Source organism: Mesorhizobium sp. M2A.F.Ca.ET.046.03.2.1, from assembly GCF_003952425.1.
In the GTDB taxonomy this organism is placed as follows: Bacteria; Pseudomonadota; Alphaproteobacteria; order Rhizobiales; family Rhizobiaceae; genus Mesorhizobium.
This window is the reverse complement of sequence record NZ_CP034449.1, coordinates 5,107,161-5,132,230: the sequence shown is the minus strand read 5'-3', so window position 1 is coordinate 5,132,230 and position 25,070 is coordinate 5,107,161. Positions and strand designations below refer to the sequence as shown.

Annotated in this window: 26 protein-coding genes; 13 read left to right on the top strand and 13 right to left on the bottom strand. The window is 63.6% G+C overall.

What is annotated here, in order from left to right:
• Window positions 1–36: 36 nt before the first annotated feature.
• Window positions 37–654 (top strand): hypothetical protein, encoded by a 618-nt coding sequence (locus EJ072_RS24435; RefSeq protein ID WP_126081664.1) that lies wholly within the window; start codon window positions 37–39, stop codon window positions 652–654.
• Window positions 655–844: 190 nt separating this feature from the next.
• Complete coding sequence (locus EJ072_RS24430) at window positions 845–1,780, top strand: ribose-phosphate pyrophosphokinase (RefSeq protein WP_126081663.1); 936 nt, start codon at window positions 845–847, stop codon at window positions 1,778–1,780.
• 97 nt (window positions 1,781–1,877) lie between these two features.
• Here the strand turns inward: EJ072_RS24430 and EJ072_RS24425 are convergent, their stop codons facing one another.
• Both EJ072_RS24425 and EJ072_RS24420 read right to left on the bottom strand, forming a co-directional pair.
• Window positions 1,878–2,441 (bottom strand): dihydrofolate reductase family protein, encoded by a 564-nt coding sequence (locus EJ072_RS24425; RefSeq protein ID WP_126081662.1) that lies wholly within the window; start codon window positions 2,439–2,441, stop codon window positions 1,878–1,880.
• Window positions 2,442–2,559: 118 nt separating this feature from the next.
• Window positions 2,560–3,429 (bottom strand): helix-turn-helix transcriptional regulator, encoded by an 870-nt coding sequence (locus EJ072_RS24420; protein ID WP_126081661.1) that lies wholly within the window; start codon window positions 3,427–3,429, stop codon window positions 2,560–2,562.
• A 132-nt stretch (window positions 3,430–3,561) separates the two neighbouring features.
• On the opposite strand from EJ072_RS24420, the gene EJ072_RS24415 reads away from it, so the two are divergent.
• Window positions 3,562–4,791, top strand: coding sequence for an MFS transporter (locus EJ072_RS24415; protein ID WP_189343088.1), 1,230 nt, complete (start codon window positions 3,562–3,564; stop codon window positions 4,789–4,791).
• Between the two features lie 78 nt (window positions 4,792–4,869).
• On the opposite strand, the gene EJ072_RS24410 is transcribed toward EJ072_RS24415, so the two are convergent.
• Window positions 4,870–5,727, bottom strand: coding sequence for an alpha/beta hydrolase (locus tag EJ072_RS24410; protein ID WP_126081659.1), 858 nt, complete (start codon window positions 5,725–5,727; stop codon window positions 4,870–4,872).
• 148 nt (window positions 5,728–5,875) lie between these two features.
• Between EJ072_RS24410 and EJ072_RS24405 the strand changes: the two genes are divergently transcribed.
• Complete coding sequence (locus tag EJ072_RS24405; protein WP_126081658.1) at window positions 5,876–6,316, top strand: MarR family transcriptional regulator; 441 nt, start codon at window positions 5,876–5,878, stop codon at window positions 6,314–6,316.
• 25 nt (window positions 6,317–6,341) lie between these two features.
• On the opposite strand, the gene EJ072_RS24400 is transcribed toward EJ072_RS24405, so the two are convergent.
• A complete protein-coding gene (locus tag EJ072_RS24400; RefSeq protein WP_126081657.1) occupies window positions 6,342–6,986 on the bottom strand; it encodes a glutathione S-transferase family protein in 645 nt (214 codons plus the stop codon).
• 203 nt (window positions 6,987–7,189) lie between these two features.
• Here EJ072_RS24400 and EJ072_RS24395 point away from each other — a divergent pair, with 203 nt between their 5' ends.
• The 7 genes from EJ072_RS24395 (at window position 7,190) to EJ072_RS24365 (ending at window position 13,120) form a co-directional block, all read left to right on the top strand.
• A complete protein-coding gene (locus tag EJ072_RS24395) occupies window positions 7,190–8,104 on the top strand; it encodes an alpha/beta hydrolase (protein ID WP_126081656.1) in 915 nt (304 codons plus the stop codon).
• 381 nt (window positions 8,105–8,485) lie between these two features.
• Window positions 8,486–9,130 (top strand): 50S ribosomal protein L25/general stress protein Ctc, encoded by a 645-nt coding sequence (locus EJ072_RS24390; RefSeq protein WP_126059761.1) that lies wholly within the window; start codon window positions 8,486–8,488, stop codon window positions 9,128–9,130.
• Between the two features lie 25 nt (window positions 9,131–9,155).
• Window positions 9,156–9,878 (top strand): aminoacyl-tRNA hydrolase, encoded by a 723-nt coding sequence (gene pth / locus EJ072_RS24385; RefSeq protein WP_126081655.1) that lies wholly within the window; start codon window positions 9,156–9,158, stop codon window positions 9,876–9,878.
• 93 nt (window positions 9,879–9,971) lie between these two features.
• Window positions 9,972–11,075 (top strand): redox-regulated ATPase YchF, encoded by a 1,104-nt coding sequence (ychF, locus tag EJ072_RS24380; RefSeq protein ID WP_126081654.1) that lies wholly within the window; start codon window positions 9,972–9,974, stop codon window positions 11,073–11,075.
• Window positions 11,076–11,094: 19 nt separating this feature from the next.
• Window positions 11,095–12,069, top strand: a complete 975-nt coding sequence (gene corA / locus EJ072_RS24375; protein ID WP_126081653.1) for a magnesium/cobalt transporter CorA — start codon at window positions 11,095–11,097, stop codon at window positions 12,067–12,069.
• Between the two features lie 113 nt (window positions 12,070–12,182).
• The gene (locus tag EJ072_RS24370; protein ID WP_126081652.1) at window positions 12,183–12,653 is read left to right on the top strand and encodes a MaoC family dehydratase; all 471 of its coding nucleotides are present in this window, start codon (window positions 12,183–12,185) and stop codon (window positions 12,651–12,653) included.
• A complete protein-coding gene (locus tag EJ072_RS24365; protein WP_126081651.1) occupies window positions 12,650–13,120 on the top strand; it encodes a MaoC family dehydratase in 471 nt (156 codons plus the stop codon). Before EJ072_RS24370 ends, EJ072_RS24365 begins: the two co-directional genes overlap by 4 nt.
• 162 nt (window positions 13,121–13,282) lie before the next feature.
• On the opposite strand, the gene EJ072_RS24360 is transcribed toward EJ072_RS24365, so the two are convergent.
• The 4 genes from EJ072_RS24360 to petA all read right to left on the bottom strand — a co-directional run bounded on the left by EJ072_RS24360 (window position 13,283) and on the right by petA (window position 16,698).
• On the bottom strand, window positions 13,283–13,828 hold the full coding sequence (locus tag EJ072_RS24360; protein ID WP_126059756.1) for an adenine phosphoribosyltransferase: 546 nt from the start codon (window positions 13,826–13,828) through the stop codon (window positions 13,283–13,285).
• A gap of 97 nt (window positions 13,829–13,925) precedes the next feature.
• Window positions 13,926–14,798, bottom strand: coding sequence for a cytochrome c1 (locus tag EJ072_RS24355; RefSeq protein WP_126081650.1), 873 nt, complete (start codon window positions 14,796–14,798; stop codon window positions 13,926–13,928).
• A 21-nt stretch (window positions 14,799–14,819) separates the two neighbouring features.
• Window positions 14,820–16,121 (bottom strand): cytochrome b N-terminal domain-containing protein, encoded by a 1,302-nt coding sequence (locus tag EJ072_RS24350; RefSeq protein ID WP_126081649.1) that lies wholly within the window; start codon window positions 16,119–16,121, stop codon window positions 14,820–14,822.
• Window positions 16,122–16,137: 16 nt separating this feature from the next.
• The gene (petA, locus tag EJ072_RS24345; protein ID WP_042647595.1) at window positions 16,138–16,698 is read right to left on the bottom strand and encodes a ubiquinol-cytochrome c reductase iron-sulfur subunit; all 561 of its coding nucleotides are present in this window, start codon (window positions 16,696–16,698) and stop codon (window positions 16,138–16,140) included.
• A gap of 312 nt (window positions 16,699–17,010) precedes the next feature.
• Here petA and EJ072_RS24340 point away from each other — a divergent pair, with 312 nt between their 5' ends.
• A complete protein-coding gene (locus EJ072_RS24340; RefSeq protein ID WP_126083739.1) occupies window positions 17,011–17,355 on the top strand; it encodes a cupin domain-containing protein in 345 nt (114 codons plus the stop codon).
• Window positions 17,356–17,437: 82 nt separating this feature from the next.
• Here the strand turns inward: EJ072_RS24340 and EJ072_RS24335 are convergent, their stop codons facing one another.
• From EJ072_RS24335 to EJ072_RS24315, 5 genes are all read right to left on the bottom strand, one after another.
• A complete protein-coding gene (locus tag EJ072_RS24335; RefSeq protein ID WP_126081648.1) occupies window positions 17,438–17,749 on the bottom strand; it encodes a DUF6665 family protein in 312 nt (103 codons plus the stop codon).
• Between the two features lie 9 nt (window positions 17,750–17,758).
• Window positions 17,759–19,642: an ABC transporter ATP-binding protein gene (locus EJ072_RS24330; RefSeq protein ID WP_126081647.1), complete on the bottom strand. Its 1,884-nt coding sequence runs from the start codon at window positions 19,640–19,642 to the stop codon at window positions 17,759–17,761.
• The gene (locus EJ072_RS24325) at window positions 19,639–21,531 is read right to left on the bottom strand and encodes an ABC transporter ATP-binding protein (protein WP_126081646.1); all 1,893 of its coding nucleotides are present in this window, start codon (window positions 21,529–21,531) and stop codon (window positions 19,639–19,641) included. The genes EJ072_RS24330 and EJ072_RS24325 overlap by 4 nt, the downstream gene beginning before the upstream one ends.
• Window positions 21,532–21,687: 156 nt before the next feature.
• The gene (locus tag EJ072_RS24320; protein ID WP_126081645.1) at window positions 21,688–23,562 is read right to left on the bottom strand and encodes an ABC transporter ATP-binding protein; all 1,875 of its coding nucleotides are present in this window, start codon (window positions 23,560–23,562) and stop codon (window positions 21,688–21,690) included.
• Between the two features lie 27 nt (window positions 23,563–23,589).
• The gene (locus EJ072_RS24315; RefSeq protein ID WP_245466976.1) at window positions 23,590–24,006 is read right to left on the bottom strand and encodes a hypothetical protein; all 417 of its coding nucleotides are present in this window, start codon (window positions 24,004–24,006) and stop codon (window positions 23,590–23,592) included.
• A 446-nt stretch (window positions 24,007–24,452) separates the two neighbouring features.
• On the opposite strand from EJ072_RS24315, the gene EJ072_RS24310 reads away from it, so the two are divergent.
• Complete coding sequence (locus EJ072_RS24310) at window positions 24,453–24,911, top strand: tRNA (cytidine(34)-2'-O)-methyltransferase (protein ID WP_126081643.1); 459 nt, start codon at window positions 24,453–24,455, stop codon at window positions 24,909–24,911.
• Window positions 24,912–25,070: the final 159 nt, after the last annotated feature.

The following is a 25,070-nucleotide window of genomic DNA, read 5'->3' as shown; positions in this document are numbered from 1 at the left end:
CGCGGGGGCGTTCGCCACTAGGGAGTTTTCAAGCAAATGAGACGATCGCGGATGACGACCGTGTCATTGCTTGCAGCGCTGGCGCTCGGCGCCTGCACCAACGCCAAGGACGTGCTCGAACCTTCGGCCATCACTCCGCCGGCGAGCTCGGCCCAGTCCTCGGCCGCCCCGCAGGGCACATCGACGACGGCCACAACCCCGACCACGACCGCGCCTGCCCCTTCTCCCGCGCCTTCCATCACAGCGTCACCCAGGACATCGGCCCAGACCGCTGCCCTGGCCAAGACACGGTTGCAGGTGGCGCCGATCGTCGGCGCATCGGTGGACGCGGCGGCACCGTTGACGGCGGAACTGCAGACCCGCGCCAAGCAACGCGGCTTGACGCTTGTCGGCAGCACCGACCAGACGGCGACGCATGTGCTGAAAGGCTATTTCTCGACGATGTCCGAGGGCAAGGACACCACCGTCATCTATGTCTGGGACATTTACGACCCCTCGGGGAACCGCCTGCATCGCATCAACGGCCAGCAGAAAGCGCCCACGGTCGGCAGCGGCGAGGGCTGGCCCGCGGTGGCACCCGCGACCATGCACGCCATCGCCGACCAGACGATCGACCAGTTCGCCGCGTGGCTCGGCAGCGGCGGCGCCGGTTGACCGTACGGTAGCCGGCCGAACTGTTGCCGGCCAAACTGTTGCCGGCTTGCGATGTTTTGCTTGTTTGTTGCAGTCGCCGAAGGGATTCCCGATAACGAGGCTTGCAATACCGGCGCGGGCCGCTAAAAGCCCGCTTAAAAGGCTCGTTGAGAGTCTCTCGGGTCTCTCCATCCTTCACCAGGAACGGTGCATGAAGCTTTTCGCGGGCAATTCCAACCGGGTGCTGGCCGAAGCGGTCGCTCGCTATCTCAACGTCCCGCTAGGGAAGGCCAGCGTCAGGCGCTTCGCCGACCAGGAAATCTTCGTCGAGATCCAGGAAAACGTGCGCGGCGAGGATGTCTTCATCCTGCAGTCCACCTCTTATCCGACCAACGACCATCTGATGGAACTGCTCATCATGATGGACGCCTTCATGCGGTCCTCGGCGCGACGCATCACGGCGGTCATCCCCTATTTCGGCTATGCAAGGCAGGACCGACGCGCCTCCGGCCGCACGCCGATCTCGGCCAAGCTGGTCGCCAACATGATCACCCGCGCCGGCGCCGACCGCGTGCTGACGCTCGATCTGCATGCCGGCCAGATCCAGGGTTTCTTCGACATCCCGACCGACAATCTGTTCTCGGTGCCGGTGATGGCCCGCGACGTGAAGGCCAAGTACAAGCAGCTCGGCAATGTCGTGGTCGTGTCGCCCGACATCGGCGGCGTGGTGCGGGCGCGCGCGCTGGCCAAGCGTTTCGACGCGCAGCTGGCCATCGTCGACAAGCGCCGCGAGCGCCCCGGTGAATCGGAAGTCATGAACATCATCGGCGCGGTCGCCGGCAAGGATTGCCTGCTGATCGACGATATCGTCGATTCCGGCGGCACGCTTTGCAACGCGGCCGACGCGCTGCTCGCCAACGGCGCGACGTCCGTCACCGCCTACATCACCCATGGCGTGCTGTCGGGCGGCGCCGTCGCCCGCATCGCCGGCTCGAAGCTGCAGGAGCTGGTGATCACCGATTCCATCCAGCCGACGCAGGGCGTGCTCGACGCACCGAACATCCGCGTCATCTCGATCGCTGACCTGATGGGCGAGGCGATCTCACGCACGGCGACGGAAGAGTCGGTCTCGAGCCTGTTCGACTAGAGCGTTTCACCGTTTTACGGAAACGGCGAACCGCTCTATCTCTTTGTTTTTGCGCAATTCCGGACGGAAAACCGCTCACACTTTTCCTGGAATTGCTCTAGTCGATTGCGATGGGCGCGTAACGCAGCAGCGTCACGCCTTGTGCAAGGCGCTCCGTGCCGAGCGGCTTCAACGCCAGCGACAGGCCGGACTGGAAATACGGCTTGCCGCCGCCGAGCACGACTGGATGCATATAGAGCCGGTATTCGTCGATCAGCCCCGCGCGCGCAAGGTGCCCGGCAAGCTCGGCGCCGGAAACGGAAATCTCGCCGTCCATGTCCGCCTTGAGCGACCTTGCCACCGCCTCGGCATGCTCCTTCACCAGACGGGCATTTGGCCCGACTTCCTGAAGCGTGGTCGAAAACACGATCTTCGGCGTTTCACGCCAGGCGTGGGCAAAATCCCGCTCGACCTCCTCGGCGGCGATCTCACGCTCCGGGCTGTCCCAGAAGCGCATGGTCTCATACATCCGGCGTCCGCAGAGCGCGATCGACGTCCGCCGCATCTCGTCGTTGAAATGCTGATGAAGTTCCTCTTCGGGGACCGGCAGGTCGATGTCTCCGCTCGAGCCGGCGATGTAACCATCGAGCGATGTCAGCATGGCATAGACGATCGTCGCCATAGCGTTCCTCCGATTTCGCGCCCCCGCAAAGAATCATATCTGATTGCAACTTGCAACCAGAAGTCTGGGTGGAACCACCAAGAGATGCGATGCCTCGAGCCGATGCCGCGGCTCGGTTTCACGCAGCAAGCGGGCCGCCTGCGCGGCGCGGGTTTTCACCGGCATCGCGCGCGCCGCGCATATAGCCGCGCGGCGAAGCGCCGAGCATGCGCTTGAACATGGTGGTGAAGGCCGGCACGCTGTCATAGCCGAGATCGAGCGCCACCCTGGTGATCGGCTCGCCATCGGCGAGCCTTGGCAGCGCGGCGAACAGGCAGGCCTGCTGGCGCCAGGTCGAAAGCGACAGCCCGGTCTGGCGCTGGAAAGCGCGGGTGAAAGTGCGCCGGCTCATGCCTGCGGCATCCGCCCACTCGTCGATCGTAGCGTGCGGCGAAGGAGCCGCCACGAAGCGCCTGCAAAGCGCCGCGAGCTTCGGATCGGACGGGAAAGGCAACCCAAGCGGGCGTTCTGGCAGGTTCGGGATTTCGTGCAGCAGCAGTCCCATGACCAGCGCTGCCCGCCCTTCGATCTCGCCGCCTTGCGGCAGTTTCTCCGATTCAACGATCAGGCTGTGCATCAGCTCGGTGATGCCGACGACGCGCAATCCCTCCGGCAGACCGGCAATGGCATCAGGCATCACATAGACCGAGCGCATCGAGACGTCGCCCAGCATCTCGACCGAATGCTCGGTGCCGGCCGGTATCCACATCGCATGGTCGGGCGGCACCATCCAGCGCCCGTGCTTCGTCGTCACCAACACCACCCCCACCAGAGCATGCAAAAGCTGGCTGCGGCTGTGGCGGTGTTGCGGCACGTGATAGCCGTCTGGATATTCGGTCGGCAGCGCCACCGCCGGCCCGACGGCCTCCTCCAGCCACTGCCAGCGGCTTTCATGCAGCCGGCCCAGCTCGGTGGCGTCGCCCCTGAAGATTTCCCGGCCATGCGGCATCGGATGTGGCCCACTTGCGAAACTATTGGACCAAACCACGAAAGAAGTCGCCATTCAAGCCGATTATAAGGCAAGCGTCCTATCCCATGAGACTGCTGCGGTTCGCCGCCAAAAAGACTACGGAGCATTGCCTTGACTGATACGACCGCCACATCCGTCGCCACGCCGGCGACGGCAAGCAGCGCCTCGGCGCAAGCGACGGTCTTTGCCGTCATCCTTTCGGTGAGCTTCTGCCACGGCATCAATGACATCATGCAGTCACTGCTGCCGGCGATCTATCCGCTTCTTAAAGAGAACTACGGTCTCGATTTCTGGCAGATCGGCCTTCTGACCTTCACCTTCCAGGTCACGGCCTCGCTGCTGCAACCGGTGATCGGCATGATCACCGACAAGCGGCCAATGCCCTATTCCTTGCCTTGGGGCATGGCTTCGTCGCTGGTCGGCCTGATCGTGCTGGCCTATGCCGGCCACTATGTGCTGCTTCTGGTCGGCGCCTCGCTGATCGGCATCGGCTCGGCGATCTTCCATCCGGAATCCTCGCGCATCGCCCGCTTCGCCTCGGGCGGCCGCTTCGGCCTTGCGCAGTCGCTGTTCCAGGTCGGCGGCAATTTCGGCCAGTCGATGGGTCCGCTGCTTGCCGCCTTCATCGTCGTGCCCTTCGGCCAGACCAGCATCTCCTGGTTCGCCATCGGCTCGCTGATCGGCATCTTCGTGCTGTGGCAGGTCGGCGGCTGGTACAGCCGCATGCGCGCCTCGCAGGCCACCCGCAAGCAAGTCGCCCAGGTGTCGCCCTTTCCGCGCAAGAATGTGATGGGCGCGCTCGCCGTGCTGACGCTGCTGGTGCTGACCAAGAACGCCTATATCGCCTCGCTGTCCAGCTACTACACCTTCTATTCCATCCACAAGTTCGGCGTCTCGGTGCAGACGAGTCAGATCATGCTTTTCCTGTTCCTCGGCGCATCGGCGCTGGGCATCCTGCTTGGCGGTCCGTTCGGCGACCGTTATGGCCAGAAGGCGATGATCTGGTTCTCGATCGTCGGCGTGCTGCCCTTCACGCTGGCGCTGCCCTACGCCAATCTGGAATGGACGATGGTGCTCACCGTGCTGATCGGCCTGATCCTGTCGTCGGCCTTCTCCAACATCGTGGTGTTCGCGCAGGAGCTGGTTCCGGGCCGCGTCGGCACGATCGCCGGCATCTTCTTCGGCTTCGCCTTCGGCATAGGCGGCATCGCCGCCGCGGTGCTCGGCGTCATCGCCGACGTGAAGGGCATCGATTTCGTCTTCCAGGTCTGCTCGTATCTGCCCTTCCTCGGTCTGCTGACGGTGTTCCTGCCCAATATGAAGGAAGCGCGAAGGGCCTGATTGCCCGGGTACTCCGAACGGCCTCCGAAGATCGAAGCACCCGCCGCCTGGCGGGTGCTTCGTGTTTGGCAACCTGCTTCAAGCCTTGAAGAAGGCCAGCAGGTCGGCGTTGATGACATCCGCATGGGTCGTCGCCATGCCGTGCGGGAAGCCCTTGTAGACCTTGAGCTCGCCCTTCTTGAGCAGCTTGACCGAAAGCAGAGCGGAGTCCGCGATCGGGACGATCTGATCGTCGTCGCCATGCATGACCAGCACTGGCACGTCGATCTTCTTCAAATCCTCGGTGAAGTCGGTTTCCGAGAAGGCCTTGATGCAATCGTAATGCGCCTTGGTACCGCCCATCATGCCCTGGCGCCACCAATTGTCGACAACGCCTTGCGAGACCACCGCGCCCGGACGGTTGAAGCCATAGAACGGCCCGGCCGGCACATCGCGGAAGAACTGGGCGCGGTTGGCTGCCTGGGCGGAACGGAAGCCATCGAACACCTCGATCGGCAGGCCGCCTGGATTGGCGTCGCTCTTCAGCATGATCGGCGGCACCGCCCCAATCAGCACGGCCTTGGCGACACGACCACCGCCGCCATATTGGGCGACGTAGCGCGCCACCTCGCCGCCGCCGGTCGAATGACCGACATGGATCGCGTTCTTAAGATCGAGATGCGCCACGAGCGCCGCTACATCGGCGGCATAGGTGTCCATCTCGTTGCCGGTGTCCGTCTGGGTCGAACGGCCGTGTCCACGCCGGTCATGCGCGATGACGCGGTAGCCCTTCGACAGGAAGAACAGCATTTGGGCGTCCCAGTCATCGCTGCTCAATGGCCAGCCATGGTGGAAGACGATCGGTTGGCCGGTCCCCCAGTCCTTGTAGAAGATCTGCGTGCCGTCCTTGGTGGTGATCGTGCCACTGCCGATCTTGGTCTGCGAAGCTTCAGTCATCTCTATCTCCTTTGTAATTTTCGCAATAAATAATATCACGATAACGATATGGGTACCGCCATCGAGCCGGCTTGTCCATAGAAATATGTATCACGATAACATTTTCCGTGGTACATAATCGTTGCTCAGTCGGCAAAAGGATCGTGCCGTGCCTCTTCCCTTGGACAATCAGCTCTGTTTCACGCTTTACGCGACCAGCATGACAATCAATCGTACCTACAAACCGATGCTGGACGAAATGGGCATCACCTATCCGCAATATCTCGTGCTCAATGCGCTGGGCGAGGCTGACGGCATGTCGGTGGGCGGCATCGCACACCGGCTCGCTTTGGAATCGAGCACCATCACGCCTCTGGTGAAGCGAATGGAACAGGCCGGCCTCGTCACTCGCCAGCGCAGCCAGGCCGACGAGCGCCAGGTGCAGGTCGACCTGACGCCTAGCGGACGAGCCCTGCTCGTCCAGTGCAATTGCCTGAACGAGACCCTGATCGAGCGCTCGGGCATGACGTTGGCCGAGCTCGATGCCTTGAACCGGCAAATCCAGGCGCTGCGCGACGCGCTGAATGGCGGCCAGGCAGACGACGCCTAGCGTCCGGAATCGCGCAAAAGCTGGGTCACGCCTCGATCTTCACCGGCGCCAGCGGCGGTGCCTCCAACCCCTGGAACGGGTCGCGCCAGGCGTCGATCGCCTCCAGCCGGCCGTACCAGCGGCGTGTCGCCGGATAGTCGTCGAGCGGCAATCGGGCGGCGTCGTTGAAGGGCAGGAATGTCGCCATGCGGAAATCGGCATAGGAGATGGAATTGCCGACCAGCCAGTCGCGTCCGGAAAGCTCGGGCTCCAGGATCGCCGCGGCGCTATGGAATTGCCTCAACCCCTCCTCGACCAGCGCCTGATCGATGGGACCGATCCCATAGCGCTGCTTGGTCCCGCGCTCGAAATGCACCATGTCGCACGCGAAGGCGAACCGTTCCTTGCCCCAGCTTAGCCAGCGGATCATGTCCGGCTCGTCGTTCCCGCTACGCCAGAAATCGGAGCGAACGTCGCGGGACAGCCGGCAGGCGATGGCATCGGCCTCCCAAAGGCTCCAGCCCGGACCGACCAGGATCGGCAAGGTCAGATTAGGGTTGAGCGCCCGGTAGTGCTCGGCCTGCCCCGGCGCCGTGGGCGATGCGTATTCGAACGCGATCTCTGCCTTGAGATGGCGCGCCGTGGCGACAGCGAGGCGAGGATTTGGATTGCGGCTGAACAGGAGTTTCATTTGCGTCCCCACGCGTTTTCGGGTGTCTGCCCCAGGACGATTGAAACCCGCCCGATCCTACATTCACACATCTCATGTCGCCGAGACCGATCTCGCCCGCTGGATGAAAAATTCCCGTCGCGGGCGCTTGCGGCACGACAAAAGGTCTGCTTCGTTCAATCGACGTCAGATTTTAGCAATTCGGCCAGTTCCGGGAGATTGGCATGTACAGGATGGTCGTGGCCGCGTTGGGCCTGCTCCTTTCCGCTTTGCCGGTTTCGGCGAAGATTGTCCCGTTCCCTCACGGCTTCAAGACACAGACGATCGAGACCAACCGCACCAGCCTTCATGTCCGCGTCGGCGGACAAGGCCCGGCCGTCATCATGCTGCACGGCTTTGGCGACAGCGGCGACATGTGGGCGCCTGTCGCGGCGAAGCTGATGAAAGATCACACCGTGATCGTGCCCGATCTGCGCGGCATGGGGCTGTCGGCGCATCCCGACACCGGTTACACCAAGAAGAACCAGGCCCTCGATATCGCCGGCATCCTCGACCATCTGAAGATCGACAAGGCGGATCTCGTCACACACGACATCGGTAACATGGTGGGTTACGCCCTCGTCGCACAGTATCGCGACCGCATCACCCGCTGGGTCGTCATCGACGCGCCGCTGCCCGGCATCGGCGACTGGGACAACATCATCCGCCTGCCGCTGTTGTGGCACTTCAATTTCCGCGGTCCCGACATGGAGCGTCTGGTCGCCGGGCGCGAACGCATCTATCTCGACCGCTTCTGGAACGAGTTGTCCGGCGATCCCAAGAAGATCGACGAGGCCACCCGCGCGCATTATGCCGCGCTTTATGCGCGTCCCCACGCCATGCACGATGCGTTCGAGCAGTTCGCCGCCTTCAGCCAGGATGCCACGGACAACAAGGAATTCCTCGCCAAGGGCGGCAAGGTCGCCATGCCGGTTCTGGCCGTCGGTGCGGAGAAGTCTTTCGGCGCGGCGCAGGCCGACGATCTGCGTTTCGTCGCCAGCAATGTGACGGCCGGCATCGTGCCCGGCTCCGGCCACTGGATCATGGAGGAAAATCCCGACGCGACCGTCAAGCTGATCCTGGACTTCCTCGCCAAATAGCGCTGATGCCGACAGGCCTTTGGGCACGGCTGGGGAAATCGCCAATACGGCGTCCTTCTCCAATTCTACGAATGTCCTTCATGGTCGCCTCGGTAAAGCCGGCCCATGCCGGCACGAGCATCGTTTGAAGCCCTGGCGGGCAGCGCCGAGGCCTACCGCCGTTGATCTTGCGCCCTTGCCCGCCTTCCGCTATAGAGCCGCCACCCGCGTAGACACCCTTGGAGGCAACGCGGAGGAAGGCCGGCCAGGCCTCGCATGATTCCAACGCATTTGGATTGCCAAACGCATCGGACGGATCGTGCAAGGCCGCGACGGCTTTCGACGTTTACGGTCGGGCTTACGCCGACCGCGAGCGCTCCACAACACGCGAAAGGAAATGCCATGAGCCACGATGCTTATGAGCTCAAAGCCGAAGCGCGCGAACAGGTCGGTAAGGGGTCCGCCCGTGCAGTTCGCCGCAACGGTAAAGTGCCTGCAGTTATCTACGGCGACAAGCAGCCTCCCCTGGCGATTGCGCTGAACTACAAGGACATCTTCTACAAGATCCATGGCGGCGGGTTCCTGACCACGGTCGCCACGATCGATGTCGACGGCAAGAAGATTCAGGTCCTGCCGAAGGACTTCCAGCTCGACCCGGTCAAGGATTTCCCTGTCCATGTCGACTTCCTGCGCATCGGCAAGGACACCGAGGTCAATGTCGACGTGCCCGTCCACTTCATCAATGAGGACAAGTCGCCCGGCATCAAACGCGGCGGCGTGCTCAACATCGTTCGCCACGAAGTCGAGTTCCACTGCCCGGCCAACGCGATCCCGGAATTCATCACCGTCGATCTCGCCGGCACCGACATCGGCGACTCGATCCACATCTCGGCGGTCAAGCTGCCGGCCGGCGTCAAGCCGGTCATCTCCGATCGCGACTTCACCATCGCGACCATTGCCGGCTCGTCGGCCATGAAGCCGGAGACGGAAGCCACCACCGAAGTGGCGGCGACCGAGACGGCGGCCCCGGCGGCCGAAGAGAAGTAACCTATTTCTGCATCCGGAGGCGGCGATGCTTGTCTTTGCAGGCCTCGGCAATCCGGGCGCGAAATACGAAAACAACCGGCACAATGTCGGCTTCATGGCGGCGGACGCGATTGCCCGCCGCCATTCCTTTTCGCCCTGGTCGCGAAAATTCCAGGGCCTGATTTCGGAAGGCACGCTCGGCGGCGAGAAGGTGCTGCTGATCAAGCCGCAGACCTTCATGAACCTTTCCGGACAGTCGGTGGGCGAAGCGCTGCGCTTCTACAAGCTCGAGCCGTCCGCGCTCACCGTCTTCTACGACGAGATCGACCTTGCCGCCGGCAAGCTCAGGGTCAAGGTGGGCGGCGGCTCCGGCGGCCATAACGGCATCCGCTCGCTCGATCAGCATGTCGGCAATGCCTATCGCCGGGTGCGCATCGGCGTCGGCCACCCCGGCGTCAAGGAGATGGTGCACGGCCATGTGCTCGGCGATTTCGCCAAGGCCGATCGCGAATGGCTGGATGTCCTGCTGGACGCAATCGCCGACGATGCCGCTCTGCTCGCCAAGGGCGACGACAATTCCTTCATGAACCGCGTCACGCTCGCCTTGCGTGAAAAACTCGTGCCGACCGGCGATGAGGACCGCCCGCCGCCCAAACCGCCGAAGCAGCAAAGCCATGTTCGCCAGGCGCGCCCGCAGCAGCCGGCGGCAAAGCTTCCCGAGAGCGGCCCGATGGCCGCCATGCTGAAGAAGCTGTTCAGCAAGGAGTGAGCGCCGAACGAACGGGCGCCTGGGGCTTGACGTTCGTCACCGCTATCGCCCATAGCCCTCAGCAAAATCGAATTCCGACGGGACTGGACGAACATGGGTTTCAAATGTGGCATCGTTGGCTTGCCCAACGTCGGCAAGTCGACGCTGTTCAATGCGTTGACCAGGACGGCCGCCGCGCAGGCCGCCAACTATCCTTTCTGCACCATCGAGCCGAACACCGGCGAGGTGGCGGTGCCGGATCCGCGCCTGCAGAAGATCGCGGCGATCGGCAAGTCGAAGGAGATCATCCCGACCCGCATCTCCTTCGTCGACATCGCTGGTCTGGTGCGCGGCGCCTCCAAGGGCGAAGGGCTGGGCAACCAGTTCCTTGCCAATATCCGCGAGGTCGACGCGATCGTGCATGTGCTGCGCTGCTTCGAGGATGACGACATCACCCATGTCGAGGGTCGCATCGATCCGGTCGCCGACGCCGAGACGGTCGAGACCGAGCTGATGCTTGCCGACCTCGAAAGCCTCGAGCGCCGCATCGCCCAGGTCCGCAAGCGCGCCGCCGGCAAGGACAAGGAAGCCATGGCCGTCCTGCCGATGATGGAGGCGTCGCTCGAACTGCTGCAGGCCGGCAAGCCGACGCGCTTCCTGCTCAACGGCATCGCGGCGGAGGATCTGCGCATCCTGCAGGGGCTGAACCTGCTCACCTCGCATCCCGTTCTCTATGTCTGCAACGTCGCCGAGGCGGACGCCGCCACGGGCAACGAGCACACCAGGGCGGTGGAGAAGATGGCGGCAGCCCAGGGTGCCGGCACGGTGGTGATCTCGGCGGCGATCGAGGCGGAGGTCGCCCAGCTTTCCGACGAGGAGGAAATGGAGTTCCTAGCCTCGATCGGCCTCGACGAGCCCGGCCTCAACAAGGTGATCCGCGCCGGCTACGAACTCTTGCATCTGATCACCTACTTCACCGTCGGACCGAAGGAGACGCGCGCCTGGACGATCCACAAGGGCGATAAGGCGCCGCAGGCGGCCGGCGTCATCCATACCGACTTCGAGCGCGGCTTCATCCGCGCCCAGACCATCTCCTACAACGACTTCGTCACGCTGGGCGGTGAAGTGGCCGCCAAGGAAGCCGGCAAGGCGCGCGACGAAGGCAAGGAGTATGTCGTCCAGGACGGCGACATCATGCTGTTCAAGTTCAACACCTGATCCTTCAGGAGACCCGGCGATGATAAAGGCCTTCGTCGTGGACAATGACCGCCTGCGTCTCACCGAGGATCTCGCGGCGGATGGCGACAGGGTCGTCTGGGCTGACCTCTTCAACCCGACCAAGGAGGAAGAGGCGCGCATCGAGAGCTGGCTGGGCATAGCCATCCCGACCCGTGAGGAGATGGAGGAGATCGAGATATCGAGCCGCCTCTATGTCGAGGACGGCGGCTACTTCATGACCGCCGTGCTGCCGGCACAGACCGAGGCCGACGATCCTTTGATGTCGCCGGTGACCTTCGCGCTTGCCGGCAATCGGCTGATCACCATCCGCTACCACGAACCCAAGGCCTTCAAGACCTTCCCGCTGCGCGCCGAAAAGGTGGCGACCGGCTGCACCAGCGGCGACACCATCCTGATCGGCCTTCTCGAGGCGATCGTCGATCGCCTGGCCGACATCCTCGAGCGCGCCGGCCGGGAGGTCGAGGCGATTTCGCGCGACATTTTCCAGGCGCGCTCGACCAAGGCTTCGAAGCGCAACCGCGATTTCCAGGAGCTCCTGAAAGGCATCGGCCGCAAGGAGGACCTCGCCTCCTCGGTCCGCGACAGCCTGATCTCGCTGCAGCGCCTCGCCGGCTTTCTTGCCCATGTCGCGGGCCAGACCAAGATGAGCAAGGATGTGCGCGCCCGTATCAAGACGCTGTCGCGCGACGTGCTGTCGCTCGCCGACCATGCCACCTTCCTGTCGCAGAAGATCTCCTTCCTGCTCGACGCCACGCTCGGCATGATCTCGATCGAGCAGAACGCCATCATCAAGATCTTCTCGGTCGCCGCGGTCATCTTCCTGCCGCCGACGCTGGTCGCCTCGATCTACGGCATGAATTTCGACATCATCCCCGAGCTCAAATGGGAGTTCGGCTATCCCTTCGCCATCGGCCTGATGGTGGTCTCGGCCATCCTGCCCTTCTGGTATTTCCGCCGCCGCGGCTGGCTCTGACAGTGTCGGCCAGCGACGGCTGGCTTACCAGAAATCACTTGACCAAATTGCCTTGGACCTTCATCCGGGAATGCCGATTTGGGGATCACGCATTCGTCAACCGGATTGCCAGCATGACCGGAAAGACCTGGGCCTATGAGGATTTCGTCGAGGGCTCCTCGCTCGACCTCGGCAGCAAGACTGTAAGCGCTGCCGAGATCATCGAATTCGCCTCGGAATTCGATGCCCAGCCGATGCATCTCGCCGAGGAAGCCGGCAAGGCGAGCATCCTCGGCGGCCTTTCGGCTTCGGGCTGGCACACCTGCGCGATGTTCATGCGCATGCTGTGCGACGCCTTCCTGCTCGATTCGACCTCTCAAGGGTCGCCCGGCATCGAGCATGTGAAATGGAAGAAGCCGGTTCTGGCCGGCGATACCTTGCGCGGCACGGTCACGATCCTGTCCAAGCGCCAGTCCAAATCGCGGCCTCAGCTCGGCTTGATCACCATGCGCAGCGAACTGGTCAACCAGCGCGGCGAGAGTGTCTTCGAGCTGGAGAACACCGGCATGTTCCTCGCGCGTGATGCCGCACGAGGCCTATCATGACTTTGGACGAATACTTCCTGATCGGCCAGACCGTCACGCTCGGCTCGCACAAGTTCGAGGCCGACGAGATCAAGGCGTTCGCCAGGAAATACGATCCGCAGGTCTTCCATGTCGATGAGGAGGCGGCGAAGAAGAGCGTGCTCGGCGGGCTCTGCGCCTCGGGCTGGCACACCGCCGCCACCTGGATGAAATACAATCTCGAAAAGCGCATGGAGACCGAGGGCGTGCGCTGGACCGGCCCCGGCCCGCAGCCCGAATTCGGTCCCTCGCCCGGCTTCCGTAATCTGAAATGGCTGAAGCCGGTCTATGCGGGCGAGACCGTGACCTTCACGCGCACCGCGCTGGCGCACCGCCCGCTCGCCCGACGCCCCGGCTGGAACCTGCTCACGTTGCGCTCGGAAGGGTTCGATTCGACCGGCGACAAGGTCATCGAATTCGACAGCGCCGTGCTGGTGAAGGTGGAGTAGCGCCTCTTCCTTCTCCCCTTGTGGGATAAGGTGGATCGGCGCGTAGCGCCGAGACGGATGAGGGGTGTTCCAGCGGAGTGAGACGTTGGCTTTCCCTGGAGCACCCCTCATCCGTCGCCTTCGGCGACACCTTCTCCCACAAGGGGAAAAGGAAGAGGCGCCTCAATGCCCCTCGAACCCGATCAGCGTCCTCACCGGCACGCCGAGCGCTTCCAGCTTCTTGCGACCGCCAAGGTCCGGCAGGTCGATGACGAAACAGGCCGCGACGATGTCGGCGCCGATCTGCCTGAGCAGCCTGACCGCTGCTTCCGCGGTGCCCCCGGTGGCGATCAGGTCGTCGACCACGATCACCTTCTCGCCGGGCGACACGCCGTCCTTATGCATCTCCATCTCGTCCAGGCCGTATTCGAGGCTGTAGGCGACGCGCACCGTCTCGTAAGGCAGCTTGCCCTTCTTGCGGATCGGCACGAAGCCGGCGGAAAGCTGGTGCGCCACGGCGCCGCCCAGGATAAAGCCGCGCGCCTCGATGCCGGCGATCTTGTCGATCTTCAGCCCGGCATAGGGATGCACCAGTTCGTCGATGGCGCGGCGGAAGGCGCGGGCATCGCCAAGCAGCGTGGTGATGTCGCGAAACAAGATGCCAGGCTTGGGGTAATCCGGAATGGTGCGGATGGCCGCAAGCAGCGTGTCTTCGAGGGAGGATTTCATAAGCGGTTGATCCGTTGCCGCACAGTTTTGCCGGCAAGCGGCCGAAAAGAAAAGGGCGCCTTTCGGCGCCCGAGCATTTTTCTGGAAGCCGGCCGGCTCAGTGCGCGACGTCTGCCCACACCCTGCGCTTGGTCATGTAGACCAGCGCGCCGAAGAGCAGCAGGAAGACCATGACGCGGAAGCCGGTCTTCTTGCGGTCCTCGAGATGCGGCTCGGCGGCAAACATCAGGAACGCCGAGACGTCACGGGCATACTGGTCGACAGTCTGCGGCGAGCCGTCGTCATAGGTCACCTGGCCGTCCGAGAGCGGCTTCGGCATCTTCAGGGACACGCCGGACAGGAAGTACGGGTTGTAATGCGTGCCTTCCGGGATCACCATGCCGGCCGGCGGCGTCTGGTCGTAGCCTGTGAGCAGCGAGTGGATGTAATCCGGGCCGCCCTGCGCATACTGGGTGAAGATGTCGAAGATGAAGCGCGGGAAGCCGCGCTCGACGCCGCGCGCCTTGGCGAGCAGCGACATGTCCGGCGGGGCGGCGCCGCCATTGGCGGAAGCCGCAGCCTGCTCGTTCGGGAACGGCGCCGGGAAGTGGTCCGACGGCTTGCCGGGACGGTCGAACATGTCGCCGGCATCGTTCGGGCCGTCATGGATGGTGTATCCGGCGGCCAGCGTCTTGATCTGCGCTTCCGAATAGCCGAGCCCCTCCAGCGTGCGGAAGGCCACCAGGTTCATCGAATGGCAGGCCGAGCAGACTTCCTTGTAGACCTTGAGGCCGCGCTGCAGCTGCGCCTTGTCGTAGGTGCCGAACGGGCCGGCGAAGCTCCAGCTCATTTCCTTCGGCTCGTTGATCGGGAAATGCGTCGGAGCGGCCGCGTTGTGTTCCTCTTCCGCGGCGATGGCCCCAGCACTTGACATCCAGGTGCCCGCGACCACCAGGCCGAGCAGCGCCAGCGAGGTGAGAATCTTCTTCATACCCAAAATCCCCTCAGATCCTCAGCCTTTGGTTTCCGGCGCGGCGGTCGCGCCTGCCGGATGTCCGCTGCCGCCCTTGTTCTTTTCCAGCACCGCTTCGGTGATCGAGTTCGGCAGCCTGCGCGGCGTCTCGATCAGGCCAAGCACCGGCATGACGATCAGGAAGAAGGCGAAATAGAACAGCGTCGCCATCTGCGCCATGAACACGTAAGCGCCTTCCGCCGGCTGCGAGCCCAGCCATCCAAGCAGGATGGCGTCGGCGACGAACAGCCAGAAGAACAGCTTGTACCACGGACGGTAGACCGCCGAGCGCACCTTGGAGGTGTCGAGCCATGGAACCAGGAACAGCATGGCGATGGCGCCGAACATGCACAGCACGCCGCCGAGCTTGGAGTTGATCGGGCCGATGTTGAAGGTGATGGCGCGCAGGATCGCGTAGAACGGCAGGAAGTACCATTCCGGAACGATATGGGCCGGCGTCTTCAGCGGGTTGGCGACCGTGTAGTTGTCCGGGTGGCCGAGAAAATTCGGCAGGTAGAAGACGAAATAGGCGAAGAAGAACAGGAACACGATCATGCCGAACGCGTCCTTGATGGTCGCGTAGGGCGTGAAGGCGACGGTGTCGGTCTTCGACTTGACTTCGATGCCGGTCGGGTTCGACTGGCCAACGACATGCAGCGCCCAGATATGCAGCACGACGACGCCGGCGATCATGAACGGCAACAGGTAATGCAGCGCGAAGAAGCGGTTCAGCGTCGGATCGTCGACCGCGAAGCCGCCGAGCAGCAACTGCTGGATCCAGTTGCCGACCAGCGGAATGGCGCTGAAGAAGCCGGTGATGACGGTGGCGCCCCAGAAGCTCATCTGCCCCCAGGGCAGCACATAGCCCATGAAGCCGGTGGCCATCATCAGAAGGTAGATGATGCAGCCGAGAATCCACAGCAGCTCGCGCGGCGCCTTGTAGGAGCCGTAGAACAGGCCGCGGAAGATGTGGATGTAGACGGCGACGAAGAAGAACGAGGCGCCATTGGAATGGAGATAGCGCAGGAGCCACCCCGAATTCACGTCGCGCATGATCTTCTCGACCGAATCGAAGGCGAGATTGGTGTCGGACGTGTAGTGCATCGCCAGCACGATGCCGGTCAGGATCTGCGAGACCAGCATGATCGACAGGATGCCGCCGAACGTCCACATGTAGTTGAGGTTGCGCGGCACCGGATAGGCGACGAAGCTGTCATAAATCAGCCGCGGCAGCGGCATGCGCGCATCGAACCAGCGCTCGACACCGGTCTTGGGCGTATAGGTCGAGTGTCCCTCGCTCATCGAAATGTCCCCTGCCTCAACCGATAAGGATCTTGGTATCGGAAATGAACTTGAATACCGGGATCGCCATGTTCTCCGGCGCCGGGCCTTTGCGGATGCGGCCGGCGGTGTCGTATTGCGAACCATGGCACGGGCAGAACCAGCCGCCGAAATCGCCTTCCTGGCCGAGCGGGATGCAGCCGAGATGGGTGCAGACCTGCACCATCACCATCCAGGCTTCCTTGCCGGGCGTCGTGCGGTTGGCGTCGGTCGCCGGCGCGTCGGAAGGCAGGTTGGCATTGCGCGCGATCGGATCCTTGAGATCGGCAAGATTGACGGCCTCGCCGTCCTTCATTTCCTTTTCGGTGCGGTTGCGCACCACCACCGGCTTGCCGCGCCACTTGACGATCAGCGAGCTGCCAGGCTGCAGCGAGGAGACGTCGACCTCGACCGAGGCCAGCGCCAGCGTCGAGGCGTCGGGGCGCATCTGGTCGATGAACGGCCACGCGACGGCTCCCGCGCCGACAACGGCGGCCATGCCGGTGGCTACGTAGAGAAAATCGCGACGGTTGGGATCGTGGATGTCGGTTGCGCTCACGGGTGCCTGATCCTTTCGCCTCTTCCTAACCGGAGGCCGAGCCTTGTCCCCGCTCAATCGCACCTGCCCGACAGCGCATGGCGAACAGGCTAGCGAATTCCTCCGGCATTTGGATTTTCGGTTTATGCGTGCGGCCCGTTTTTGTCCAGCGGGGTGAGGCCACAAGGGCAGATTGTCGCGGGGATGCGCGGCAGCCGTGACCGGCACGTTCCCGCCAGGCCGCCGGACGGCTTCAAACAGCGGGAAATCTGGGATGAAATCGGGGCGGTGTTCGCCTCGACATCAGCTCCTGGCCCGGTCTATTCTGTCGCCATGGCGCATGTCATTGAACGCGACAGCTGGGCCGCATCCCCCGACCGCTGGAAGGGCGAGCTGCAATGCGGCCAGTTCGGCGCCAACTCCTGCCTGATCTTCAACTATCAGGAAAGGATCGGCGGCGGCCCGCGCCTGCACAAGCACCCCTATGCGGAGATCTTCGTCATCCGTTCCGGCACCGGCCTTTTCACCATCGGCGACCAGGAAATCAAGGCCACCGCCGGCCAGATCCTGATCGTGCCCCCCGACACGCCGCACAAATTCACCAATCTCGGCCCCGGTCCGCTCGAAAGCACCGACATCCACGAGAACGGCCACTTCATCACGGAATGGCTGGAATAGACCATAATACCGAACCGCAGGTCAGCGCAGCAAAAAGTGGGAACCGGTTTTCGGGAAAGATTGTGGTCAAACCAAAGAGCGCCTAGCTGGCGCCGAGCCTGACCAAAACCGCCCGTGGGATGTCGTATTCGCGGATCACTGCATCGTGCTTGCGCAGACCGCAAAGCTCGCGCTGGATGAAATAGGCGTGCACGGCCGCGGCCGCTTCCTTGAGCAGCCGGTTGCGGTGCTCGCCCTCCCCACTCTGGCGCAATCTGGCAAGGATTTCCTCCACGCGCTGGCCGGCGCGGCCGAGCGCTGCGGCCTTTTCGGCGAGGATTTCGTGGCCGAGCAGGTCGAGCGCGCTTTCCTGCGCGCCTGACCGTCCAAAGTTTGTGGGCATGCGTACCGGCATGACGCCGTTCTACTCCGCCGGCCGCGTCTCTGCCAGCGCGCTTTCCTCGTTGAACAGGAAGCCGCCGGACTGCCGTTTCCACAGCCGCGCATAGAGCCCGTCGAGCGCCACCAGCTCGTCATGCGTGCCCTGTTCGACGATGCGGCCGCCGTCGAGCACCACCAGCCGGTCGAGCGCCGCGATGGTGGAGAGCCGGTGCGCGATGGCGATCACGGTCTTGTTTTCCATTAACCGAGTCAGGTTTTCCTGGATCGCCGCCTCGATGTCCGAATCGAGCGCCGAGGTCGCCTCGTCGAGGATGAGGATCGGCGCGTCCTTGAGGAAAACGCGCGCGATCGCCACGCGCTGCCGCTGCCCGCCGGAGAGCTTCACGCCGCGCTCGCCGACATAGGCCTCGTAGCCGGCGCGGCCGCGGTTGTCGCGCAGTCCCAGGATGAAGTCATCCGCCTCGGCCTTTTGGGCCGCGGCAATCACCTGCGCGTCGGTAGCGTCCGGCGTGCCGAGCTTGATGTTGTCGCGCAGCGAGCGGTGGAACAGCGCGGTGTCCTGGCTGACCACGCCGATATTGCCGCGCAGCGAGTTCTGCGTCACATGCGCAATGTCCTGGCCGTCGATCAGGATCCGGCCGCCTTCCAGGTCGTAGAGGCGCAGGATCAGATTGGTCAAGGTCGTCTTGCCGGCGCCGGACGGACCGACAAGGCCGACCTTCTCGCCCGGACGCACGACAAGGTCGATGCCGTCGAGCACTCCTGCCCCCTTGCCGTAATGGAAGGTGACGTTGCTGACGTCGATGCGGCCGCCGGTGACGATCAGTTCCTTTGCATCCGGGGCGTCGGTGAGGCCGAGCGGCTGCGAGATCATCGCCTTGGAATTCTCCAGCACACCGAGATTTCGCAAAATGCCGTTGAGCTGCATCATCACTCTTCCAAGCAGCATGTTGAGCCTGAGGACGAGAGAAAGCGTGAAGGCGACAGCGCCGACCGTGATCGAGCCTTCGACCCAGAGATAGATGGCGAAGCCGGCGATCACGGTGATCATGACGCCCGACAACGTCGTCAGCGCCATGCGCACGCCGGTCAGACGGCGCGTGAACGGACGAAGCGCGTCGAGATAGATGTCGAAACCGTTCCTGATGTAGCGGTCGTCGCCATCCGCCGAGAACAGCTTCAGCGTCTGCACGTTGGAGTAGGAATCGACGATCCGGCCGGTGATCATCGACCCGGCCTCGGCCGTCGCCTCGGCGTTCTTGCGGATCTGCGGCAGATAGAGTTTGGCCAGCCAGCCGAACACGGCGATCCAGACCACCACCAGAACCGCCAGCCTGAGGTCCAGGCCGGCGACCAGCGCCAGCGTCGTCACAGTATAGATGATCATGAACCAGATGACCTCGATGAAACTTTCCATCAGGTCGCCCGTTGCCTGCCCCGCCTGCCAGACTTTTGTCGCGATGCGGCCGGCGAAATCGTTCTGGAAGAAGGCATAGGACTGGCGCGAGACATGCCGGTGCGCCTGCCAGCGCACCAGATTGTAGAAGCCGGGCGTGATCGTCTGTTCGTCGACCAGCGCCGACAGGCCGACCACGGCGGTGCGGATGACGAGCACCACTGCGCCCATGAACAAGAGCTCAGGTCCGGCCGCGGCCCACAGCGCATGCCAGCTGCGCTCGCCGGGCAGCTGATCGAGGATGTCGACCAGCCTGCCGACGAAATAGAACAGGCCGGCCTCGACCAGCGGCGCGATGCCGCCGATGATCAGCATGGCGAAGAAGGCAAGCTTCGCCTGTCCGACATAGTGGCAGAGGAAGCCGCCGACGCCGGCGGGCGGCCGCAGATTCGCGGGCTCGCGGAACGGGTAGACCCAGTGCTCGAACCAGCGATAGATGGCCTGCATCATTCGGCGGCTTCACCTTTCGTCGGCGGGGCGTCGGCGACCGGCTTTTCCTCCAGCAGGAAGCCGCCAGACTGGCGGCGCCAGAGCTGCGCATAGAGCCCGCCCTTGGCGATCAGCGCCTCATGCGAGCCGTCCTCGACGATGCGGCCCTTGTCCATGACGACGAGCCGGTCCATCGCCGCGATCGTCGACAGCCGGTGCGCGATGGCGATGACGGTCTTGCCCTGCATGAGCTTGTAGAGGTTCTCCTGGATGGCGGCCTCCACCTCCGAATCGAGCGCGGAGGTCGCCTCGTCGAGGATGAGGATCGGCGCGTCCTTCAGCATAACGCGGGCAATGGCGATGCGTTGCCGCTGGCCGCCGGACAGTTTCACGCCGCGCTCGCCGACAAGCGCCTCATAGCCGCTCTGCCCATGCGGATCGGTCAGCCCCGCGATCACCTCGTCGATCTGGGCGGCTTTCGCGGCGTTGAGCATCGCCTCGTCGCTGGCCGACTGGCGCCCATATTTGAGGTTCTCGCGAACAGATCGATGCAAGAGCGAGGTGTCCTGGTTGACGAAGCCGATCGCCCCACGAACGCTCTCCTGCGAGACGTTGCGGATGTCCTGCCCGTCGATCAGCACCTTGCCGTCCTGCACGTCGAACAGCCGCAGCACGAGATTGACCAGCGTCGATTTGCCGGCCCCGGAACGGCCGATCAGGCCGACCCGCTCGCCCGGCGCGATCTTCAGCGACAGGTTGTCGATGACGCCGCCTTTGCCGTCCTTGCGCCAAAAGTTGAAGTTCACCCGGTCGAACTCGATGCCGCCGGCGGTTACGACGAGGGCCGGTGCGTCCGGCTGGTCCTGCATGACGATCGGCCGCGCGATCGTCGTCATCGAGTTGCTGGCGACGCCGATCTGCCGGAAGACATTGGCGCCGACATCGAGGATCCTGCCGGAGATGTTGGCGATCTGCAGCGCGAAAGGTATCGCGGTCGCCACGGCGGCGGTGGTCATCGTCCCGGCGTTCCAGCCGGCGAGCGCCACCCAGCTCACGGCGATAAGCAGCGCCGCGTTGAGGACGAATAAGGCCGACCACATCAGCGTGAAAACGCGCATCAGCTGGTAGAATGTGTCGGCGTGCTCGACCACCGCCTGCGAGACATATTTGTCCTCGTGCTCGCCGGTCGAGAATGTCTTGAGCGTCAGGATGTTGGTGTAGCTGTCGACCATGCGGCCGCTCACCTGCGACCACCGCTCCGACAATTGGGACGAGCGTTGCGTGATCCTGGGCATCGCGGACCAGAAGATCAGGCAATAGAACACCAGCCAGACCGCCACGACCGCCAGCAGAAGCGGGTCGAGCCGCGCCAGCACCACGATGGCGACCGCGACGAAGACCAGCGCATACCAGACGGCATCGACGGTGAGATTGACGCTCATCTCCACCGAATCGCCGCTCTGCATGACCTTGGTCCCGATGCGGCCGGCAAAGTCGTTCTGGAAGAACGACCAGTCCTGGCGCACGACATGCCAGTGGCTCTGCCAGCGGATGAGGTCGATGAGGTTCGGCGCAATGGCATGGTTGCGGATCAGCGCATCGACGACCATCGACAGCGGACGCAAAAGCACGACGAAGGCCATCAGGACGAGCAGCGGCCCATGCGCGGCGAAGAAATCGCCGGGCCTGGTGCTGGCGAGCAGGCCGACGATCAGGCCGACGAAAATCGGCAGCATCGCGTCGATGATCGCCGCCACGGCAACGATGATCATGCGCAGCCGATAGGCGGCGCGAAACTGCCTTATGAAATACCAGTAGAACCGCCAAAGCCCCATTGGCGGCTGCCCGTCGTCGGCCAGCGCCACCGGCGAATAACGGCTTTCGAAGCAGGTGAAGATGCGGTCGAACATTTTTCTCTCGTGGAGGCCACAAACCCGCCGGCGTCCGATCTGGTCGCCGGCGGGGCTCTACGCAGGTAACCACGGCAGGACCTCTGGCCGTGCCGTGGTTACGCCCGGGATCGATTCCCGGCAATCGCCGTAACCTTGATCCCAATCGCGATCGCGTTACTCCGCCGCCATTTCCGTCGCCTTGGCGTCGGACTCGGCCGGTCCGTCATCGAGCAGGAAGCCGCCCGACTGACGCTGCCAGAGCTGGGCGTAGAGCCCGCCCTTGGCGACGAGCTCCTCATGCGAGCCCTCCTCGATGATGCGGCCCTTGTCCATGACGACGAGCCTGTCCATTGCCGCGATCGTCGACAGCCGGTGCGCGATGGCAATGACGGTCTTGCCCTGCATCAGCTTGTAGAGGTTCTCCTGGATCGCCGCCTCGGCCTCCGAATCGAGCGCCGAGGTCGCCTCGTCGAGGATCAGGATCGGCGCGTCCTTCAGCATGACGCGGGCGATCGCGATGCGCTGCCGCTGGCCGCCGGACAGTTTGACGCCGCGGTCGCCGACATGGGCATCGAACCCTTTGCGCCCATTGTGGTCGGAAAGCCCGGCGATGAAATCGAGCGCCTCCGCCCGCCGCGCCGCTTCGATAAGCATCTCCTCGGTCGCGTCCGGCCGGCCGTAGAGGATGTTCTCCTTCACCGACCGGTGCAGCAGCGAGGTGTCCTGCGTCACCATGCCGATCTGCGCGCGCAGCGAATCCTGCGTCACCGCCGCGATCTCCTGGCCGTCGACGAGGATCCTGCCGCTTTCCAGGTCGTAGAAACGCAGCAGCAGGTTGACCAGCGTCGACTTGCCGGCGCCGGAACGGCCGACGATGCCGACCTTCTCGCCGGATTTCACGGTGAGCGACAGGTTCTCGATGACGCCCTTCTGCTTGCCGTAATGGAAGCGGATGTCCTCGAAGCGGATCTCGCCCTGGCTGACGGCGATGTCCCTGGCGCCCTGCCTGTCTTCGACCAGGCGCGGCAGCGAGATCGACTGGATGCCGTCCTGCACCGTGCCGATATTCTCGAACAGCCCGGACATCTCCCACATGATCCACTGCGACATGCCCCACATGCGCAGCACCAGGCCGATGACCACCGCGACCGCGCCGATCGTTACCGCCTGGCCGAGCCACAGCCACAGCGAGATTGCCGTCACCGAGAACAGAAGCAGCGAGTTCAGGATGTAGAGCAGGCCGTAGAGCACCGTGACCAGCCGCATCGAACGGTAGACGGTGTCAAGGAAGCTCGCCATGCCTTCCCTGGCGAAGGTCGCCTCGCGGCGCGCGTGGCTGAACAGCTTCACCGTCTGGATGTTGGTGTAGCTGTCGACGACGCGGCCGGTCATGGTCGAGCGGGCATTGGCCTGCTCCTCGCCGACCTTGCCCAGTCTCGGGATGAAAAAGCGCAGCAGCCCGATATAGCCGACCAGCCAGACGGCGAGCGGTGCCGCCAGCCGCCAGTCGGCCGAGCCGACGATGAACAGCATGCCGAGGAAATAGACGATGACGTAGTTCAAGACGTCGATCAGCTTGATCACGCATTCGCGCACGGCGAGCGCCGTCTGCATCAGCTTGGTGGCGATGCGGCCGGCGAATTCGTCCTGGTAGAACGCCATCGATTGCTTGAGCAGGTAGCGGTGCACCTGCCAGCGGATGCGCATGGGATAATTGCCCATCAGCGTCTGCTGGTTGAGCAGCGAATGCAGCCAGACCGTGCCCGGCAGCGCGAACAGCACGACGAAGGCCATGCCGGCGAGCTTCCAGCTCTCGGTCTGCAGGAAGGTTTCGCGGTTCTGCCCCGACAGCCAGTCGACGATGCGGCCCATGAAGCCGAACATCCACACTTCGGCGATGGAGATCGCCGTCACCAGCACCGCATCGAGGAGGATGTAGGGCCAGGCGCCGCGCGTATAATGCACGCAAAACGCGACCAGCGTCTTCGGCGGCTCGACCGGCTCCGCGGCGGGAAATGGATCGAGCCTCTGTTCAAACCAGCGGAACATTCCAGGCACTCACGATGCTATGCGCGCTCACGCGGCGCGGGATTGATGGGCTAGGCTTTGCGGCCGCGCGGCATTGCGGGCCGGCGATACGGAATCATCCGCATCGCCGGCCTTGCTGCTCGCAATATAGGGTTTCGCCGGCATTTCGCCGACAGGCTCGTTCGACGATCCTGACGGCGCCGGGCTTCCCGACGAAAAGCCGGAGCCTGCCCGGTTTCGGTCGCCCGGCCGGAACAGACGGATGATCCGGCGCACCAGCGTCGGCCGGCTGTGGTCGGGCACCGCGCGCGAGAAATCGACGTCCGGCAGCATGCCGCGATGCGGCCTGCGCCGCTCCTCGGCATGCACCGCCGACGAATAGGTCTCGCCGATCAGCAGCGCCCAGGTCGCCGCCTTGCGCTCATGCAGGCTTCTTGACCCCGGTATCTTGTAGGGATCGAACATTGGTCCGTCCTCCATATGCAAATGCGTTAAAAAGGGTGATATGGCCTCGATCCTCGGCATTCGACCGAAGGCGCGGATCGAATCGGTCGTAACGGCGCGGCAAGCGTCGGTCTCGACACGTTCAGCTGGGGCGCGGCGCCCCTTTGGCAGTTTGAAAAACATCGCAAGATTCCTTCGAAGGCCGAAAATTGGGTTCGGCGGGAATCGGTGCGATGAAGACTTAAAGTGTCAGTAGAATCGTCGTACCGAAACCGCCATTGGGCATAGGAGAGCCCAGGAGAGGCGCTGGATGTGCATGGTCATCATGTGTTCCCCTCCATTCGGTTCGGGTTGACGATGATGGTCCTATACTCGACTTCGCAGAAATTGGCCACCCGACAGGCCAGAAATCGCCGAAAGCGGGAGATGCCTGTGGCCGATCTGCCACTTATTAGCAGGATGCGAAAATGAACGACCGTCTCCGCATCGCGCTCTACCAGCCGGATATCGCCGGCAACACCGGGACCATCCTGCGCTTCGCCGCCTGCCTCGACATCGCCGTCGATATCATCGAGCCTGCCGGCTTCCCGCTCTCCGACCGGGCGCTGGAACGGGCCGGCATGGACTACCTCGAAATGGCGACGCTCACCCGCCACGCCGACTGGCACGCCTTCGAGGAATGGCGAAACGCGCATGCGCGCCGCCTTGTGCTGCTCACCACCAAGGCCACGGCCGCTTATACCGGCTTTGCTTTCGCCGCCGGCGACATCCTTCTGTTCGGTCGCGAATCCGCCGGCGTGACGGAACAAGTCCACCAGGCGGCGGATGCCCGACTGACCATTCCGATGCGGCCGGGCGCACGCAGCATCAATGTCGCGCTGTCGGTCGCCATGGTCGCCGGCGAAGCGCTCCGCCAGATCGGCTAAAGCAATTCCAGGAAAAGTGTGAAACGGTTTTCTGCCCGGAATTGCGTCGAAACAATGAGCCAGCTTTCGCGCCTCCGCGCTATCCCGAACCGCCATCCCTTCCGCCGTCATTCCTGCCCAGGCGCACATCGCCTTCTCCTGCAATTGCCCTAGCGATAT

What these genes read in the sequence shown, in the direction of transcription:
- EJ072_RS24400 (WP_126081657.1), bottom strand. Translation starts at nt 6,986, where the DNA reads ATGAAACTCCTGTTCAGCCGCAATCCAAATCCTCGCCTCGCTGTCGCC.
- EJ072_RS24335 (WP_126081648.1), bottom strand. Translation starts at nt 17,749, where the DNA reads ATGCCGGTACGCATGCCCACAAACTTTGGACGGTCAGGCGCGCAGGAA.
- EJ072_RS24350 (WP_126081649.1), bottom strand. Translation starts at nt 16,121, where the DNA reads ATGAGCGAGGGACACTCGACCTATACGCCCAAGACCGGTGTCGAGCGC.
- EJ072_RS24310 (WP_126081643.1), top strand. Translation starts at nt 24,453, where the DNA reads ATGAACGACCGTCTCCGCATCGCGCTCTACCAGCCGGATATCGCCGGC.
- EJ072_RS24325 (WP_126081646.1), bottom strand. Translation starts at nt 21,531, where the DNA reads ATGTTCGACCGCATCTTCACCTGCTTCGAAAGCCGTTATTCGCCGGTG.
- EJ072_RS24315 (WP_245466976.1), bottom strand. Translation starts at nt 24,006, where the DNA reads ATGTTCGATCCCTACAAGATACCGGGGTCAAGAAGCCTGCATGAGCGC.
- EJ072_RS24395 (WP_126081656.1), top strand. Translation starts at nt 7,190, where the DNA reads ATGTACAGGATGGTCGTGGCCGCGTTGGGCCTGCTCCTTTCCGCTTTG.
- corA (WP_126081653.1), top strand. Translation starts at nt 11,095, where the DNA reads ATGATAAAGGCCTTCGTCGTGGACAATGACCGCCTGCGTCTCACCGAG.
- EJ072_RS24355 (WP_126081650.1), bottom strand. Translation starts at nt 14,798, where the DNA reads ATGAAGAAGATTCTCACCTCGCTGGCGCTGCTCGGCCTGGTGGTCGCG.
- EJ072_RS24390 (WP_126059761.1), top strand. Translation starts at nt 8,486, where the DNA reads ATGAGCCACGATGCTTATGAGCTCAAAGCCGAAGCGCGCGAACAGGTC.
- EJ072_RS24420 (WP_126081661.1), bottom strand. Translation starts at nt 3,429, where the DNA reads ATGCCGCATGGCCGGGAAATCTTCAGGGGCGACGCCACCGAGCTGGGC.
- EJ072_RS24340 (WP_126083739.1), top strand. Translation starts at nt 17,011, where the DNA reads ATGGCGCATGTCATTGAACGCGACAGCTGGGCCGCATCCCCCGACCGC.
- EJ072_RS24370 (WP_126081652.1), top strand. Translation starts at nt 12,183, where the DNA reads ATGACCGGAAAGACCTGGGCCTATGAGGATTTCGTCGAGGGCTCCTCG.
- pth (WP_126081655.1), top strand. Translation starts at nt 9,156, where the DNA reads ATGCTTGTCTTTGCAGGCCTCGGCAATCCGGGCGCGAAATACGAAAAC.
- EJ072_RS24425 (WP_126081662.1), bottom strand. Translation starts at nt 2,441, where the DNA reads ATGGCGACGATCGTCTATGCCATGCTGACATCGCTCGATGGTTACATC.
- EJ072_RS24320 (WP_126081645.1), bottom strand. Translation starts at nt 23,562, where the DNA reads ATGTTCCGCTGGTTTGAACAGAGGCTCGATCCATTTCCCGCCGCGGAG.
- EJ072_RS24430 (WP_126081663.1), top strand. Translation starts at nt 845, where the DNA reads ATGAAGCTTTTCGCGGGCAATTCCAACCGGGTGCTGGCCGAAGCGGTC.
- EJ072_RS24365 (WP_126081651.1), top strand. Translation starts at nt 12,650, where the DNA reads ATGACTTTGGACGAATACTTCCTGATCGGCCAGACCGTCACGCTCGGC.
- EJ072_RS24435 (WP_126081664.1), top strand. Translation starts at nt 37, where the DNA reads ATGAGACGATCGCGGATGACGACCGTGTCATTGCTTGCAGCGCTGGCG.
- EJ072_RS24360 (WP_126059756.1), bottom strand. Translation starts at nt 13,828, where the DNA reads ATGAAATCCTCCCTCGAAGACACGCTGCTTGCGGCCATCCGCACCATT.
- EJ072_RS24410 (WP_126081659.1), bottom strand. Translation starts at nt 5,727, where the DNA reads ATGACTGAAGCTTCGCAGACCAAGATCGGCAGTGGCACGATCACCACC.
- ychF (WP_126081654.1), top strand. Translation starts at nt 9,972, where the DNA reads ATGGGTTTCAAATGTGGCATCGTTGGCTTGCCCAACGTCGGCAAGTCG.
- EJ072_RS24330 (WP_126081647.1), bottom strand. Translation starts at nt 19,642, where the DNA reads ATGATGCAGGCCATCTATCGCTGGTTCGAGCACTGGGTCTACCCGTTC.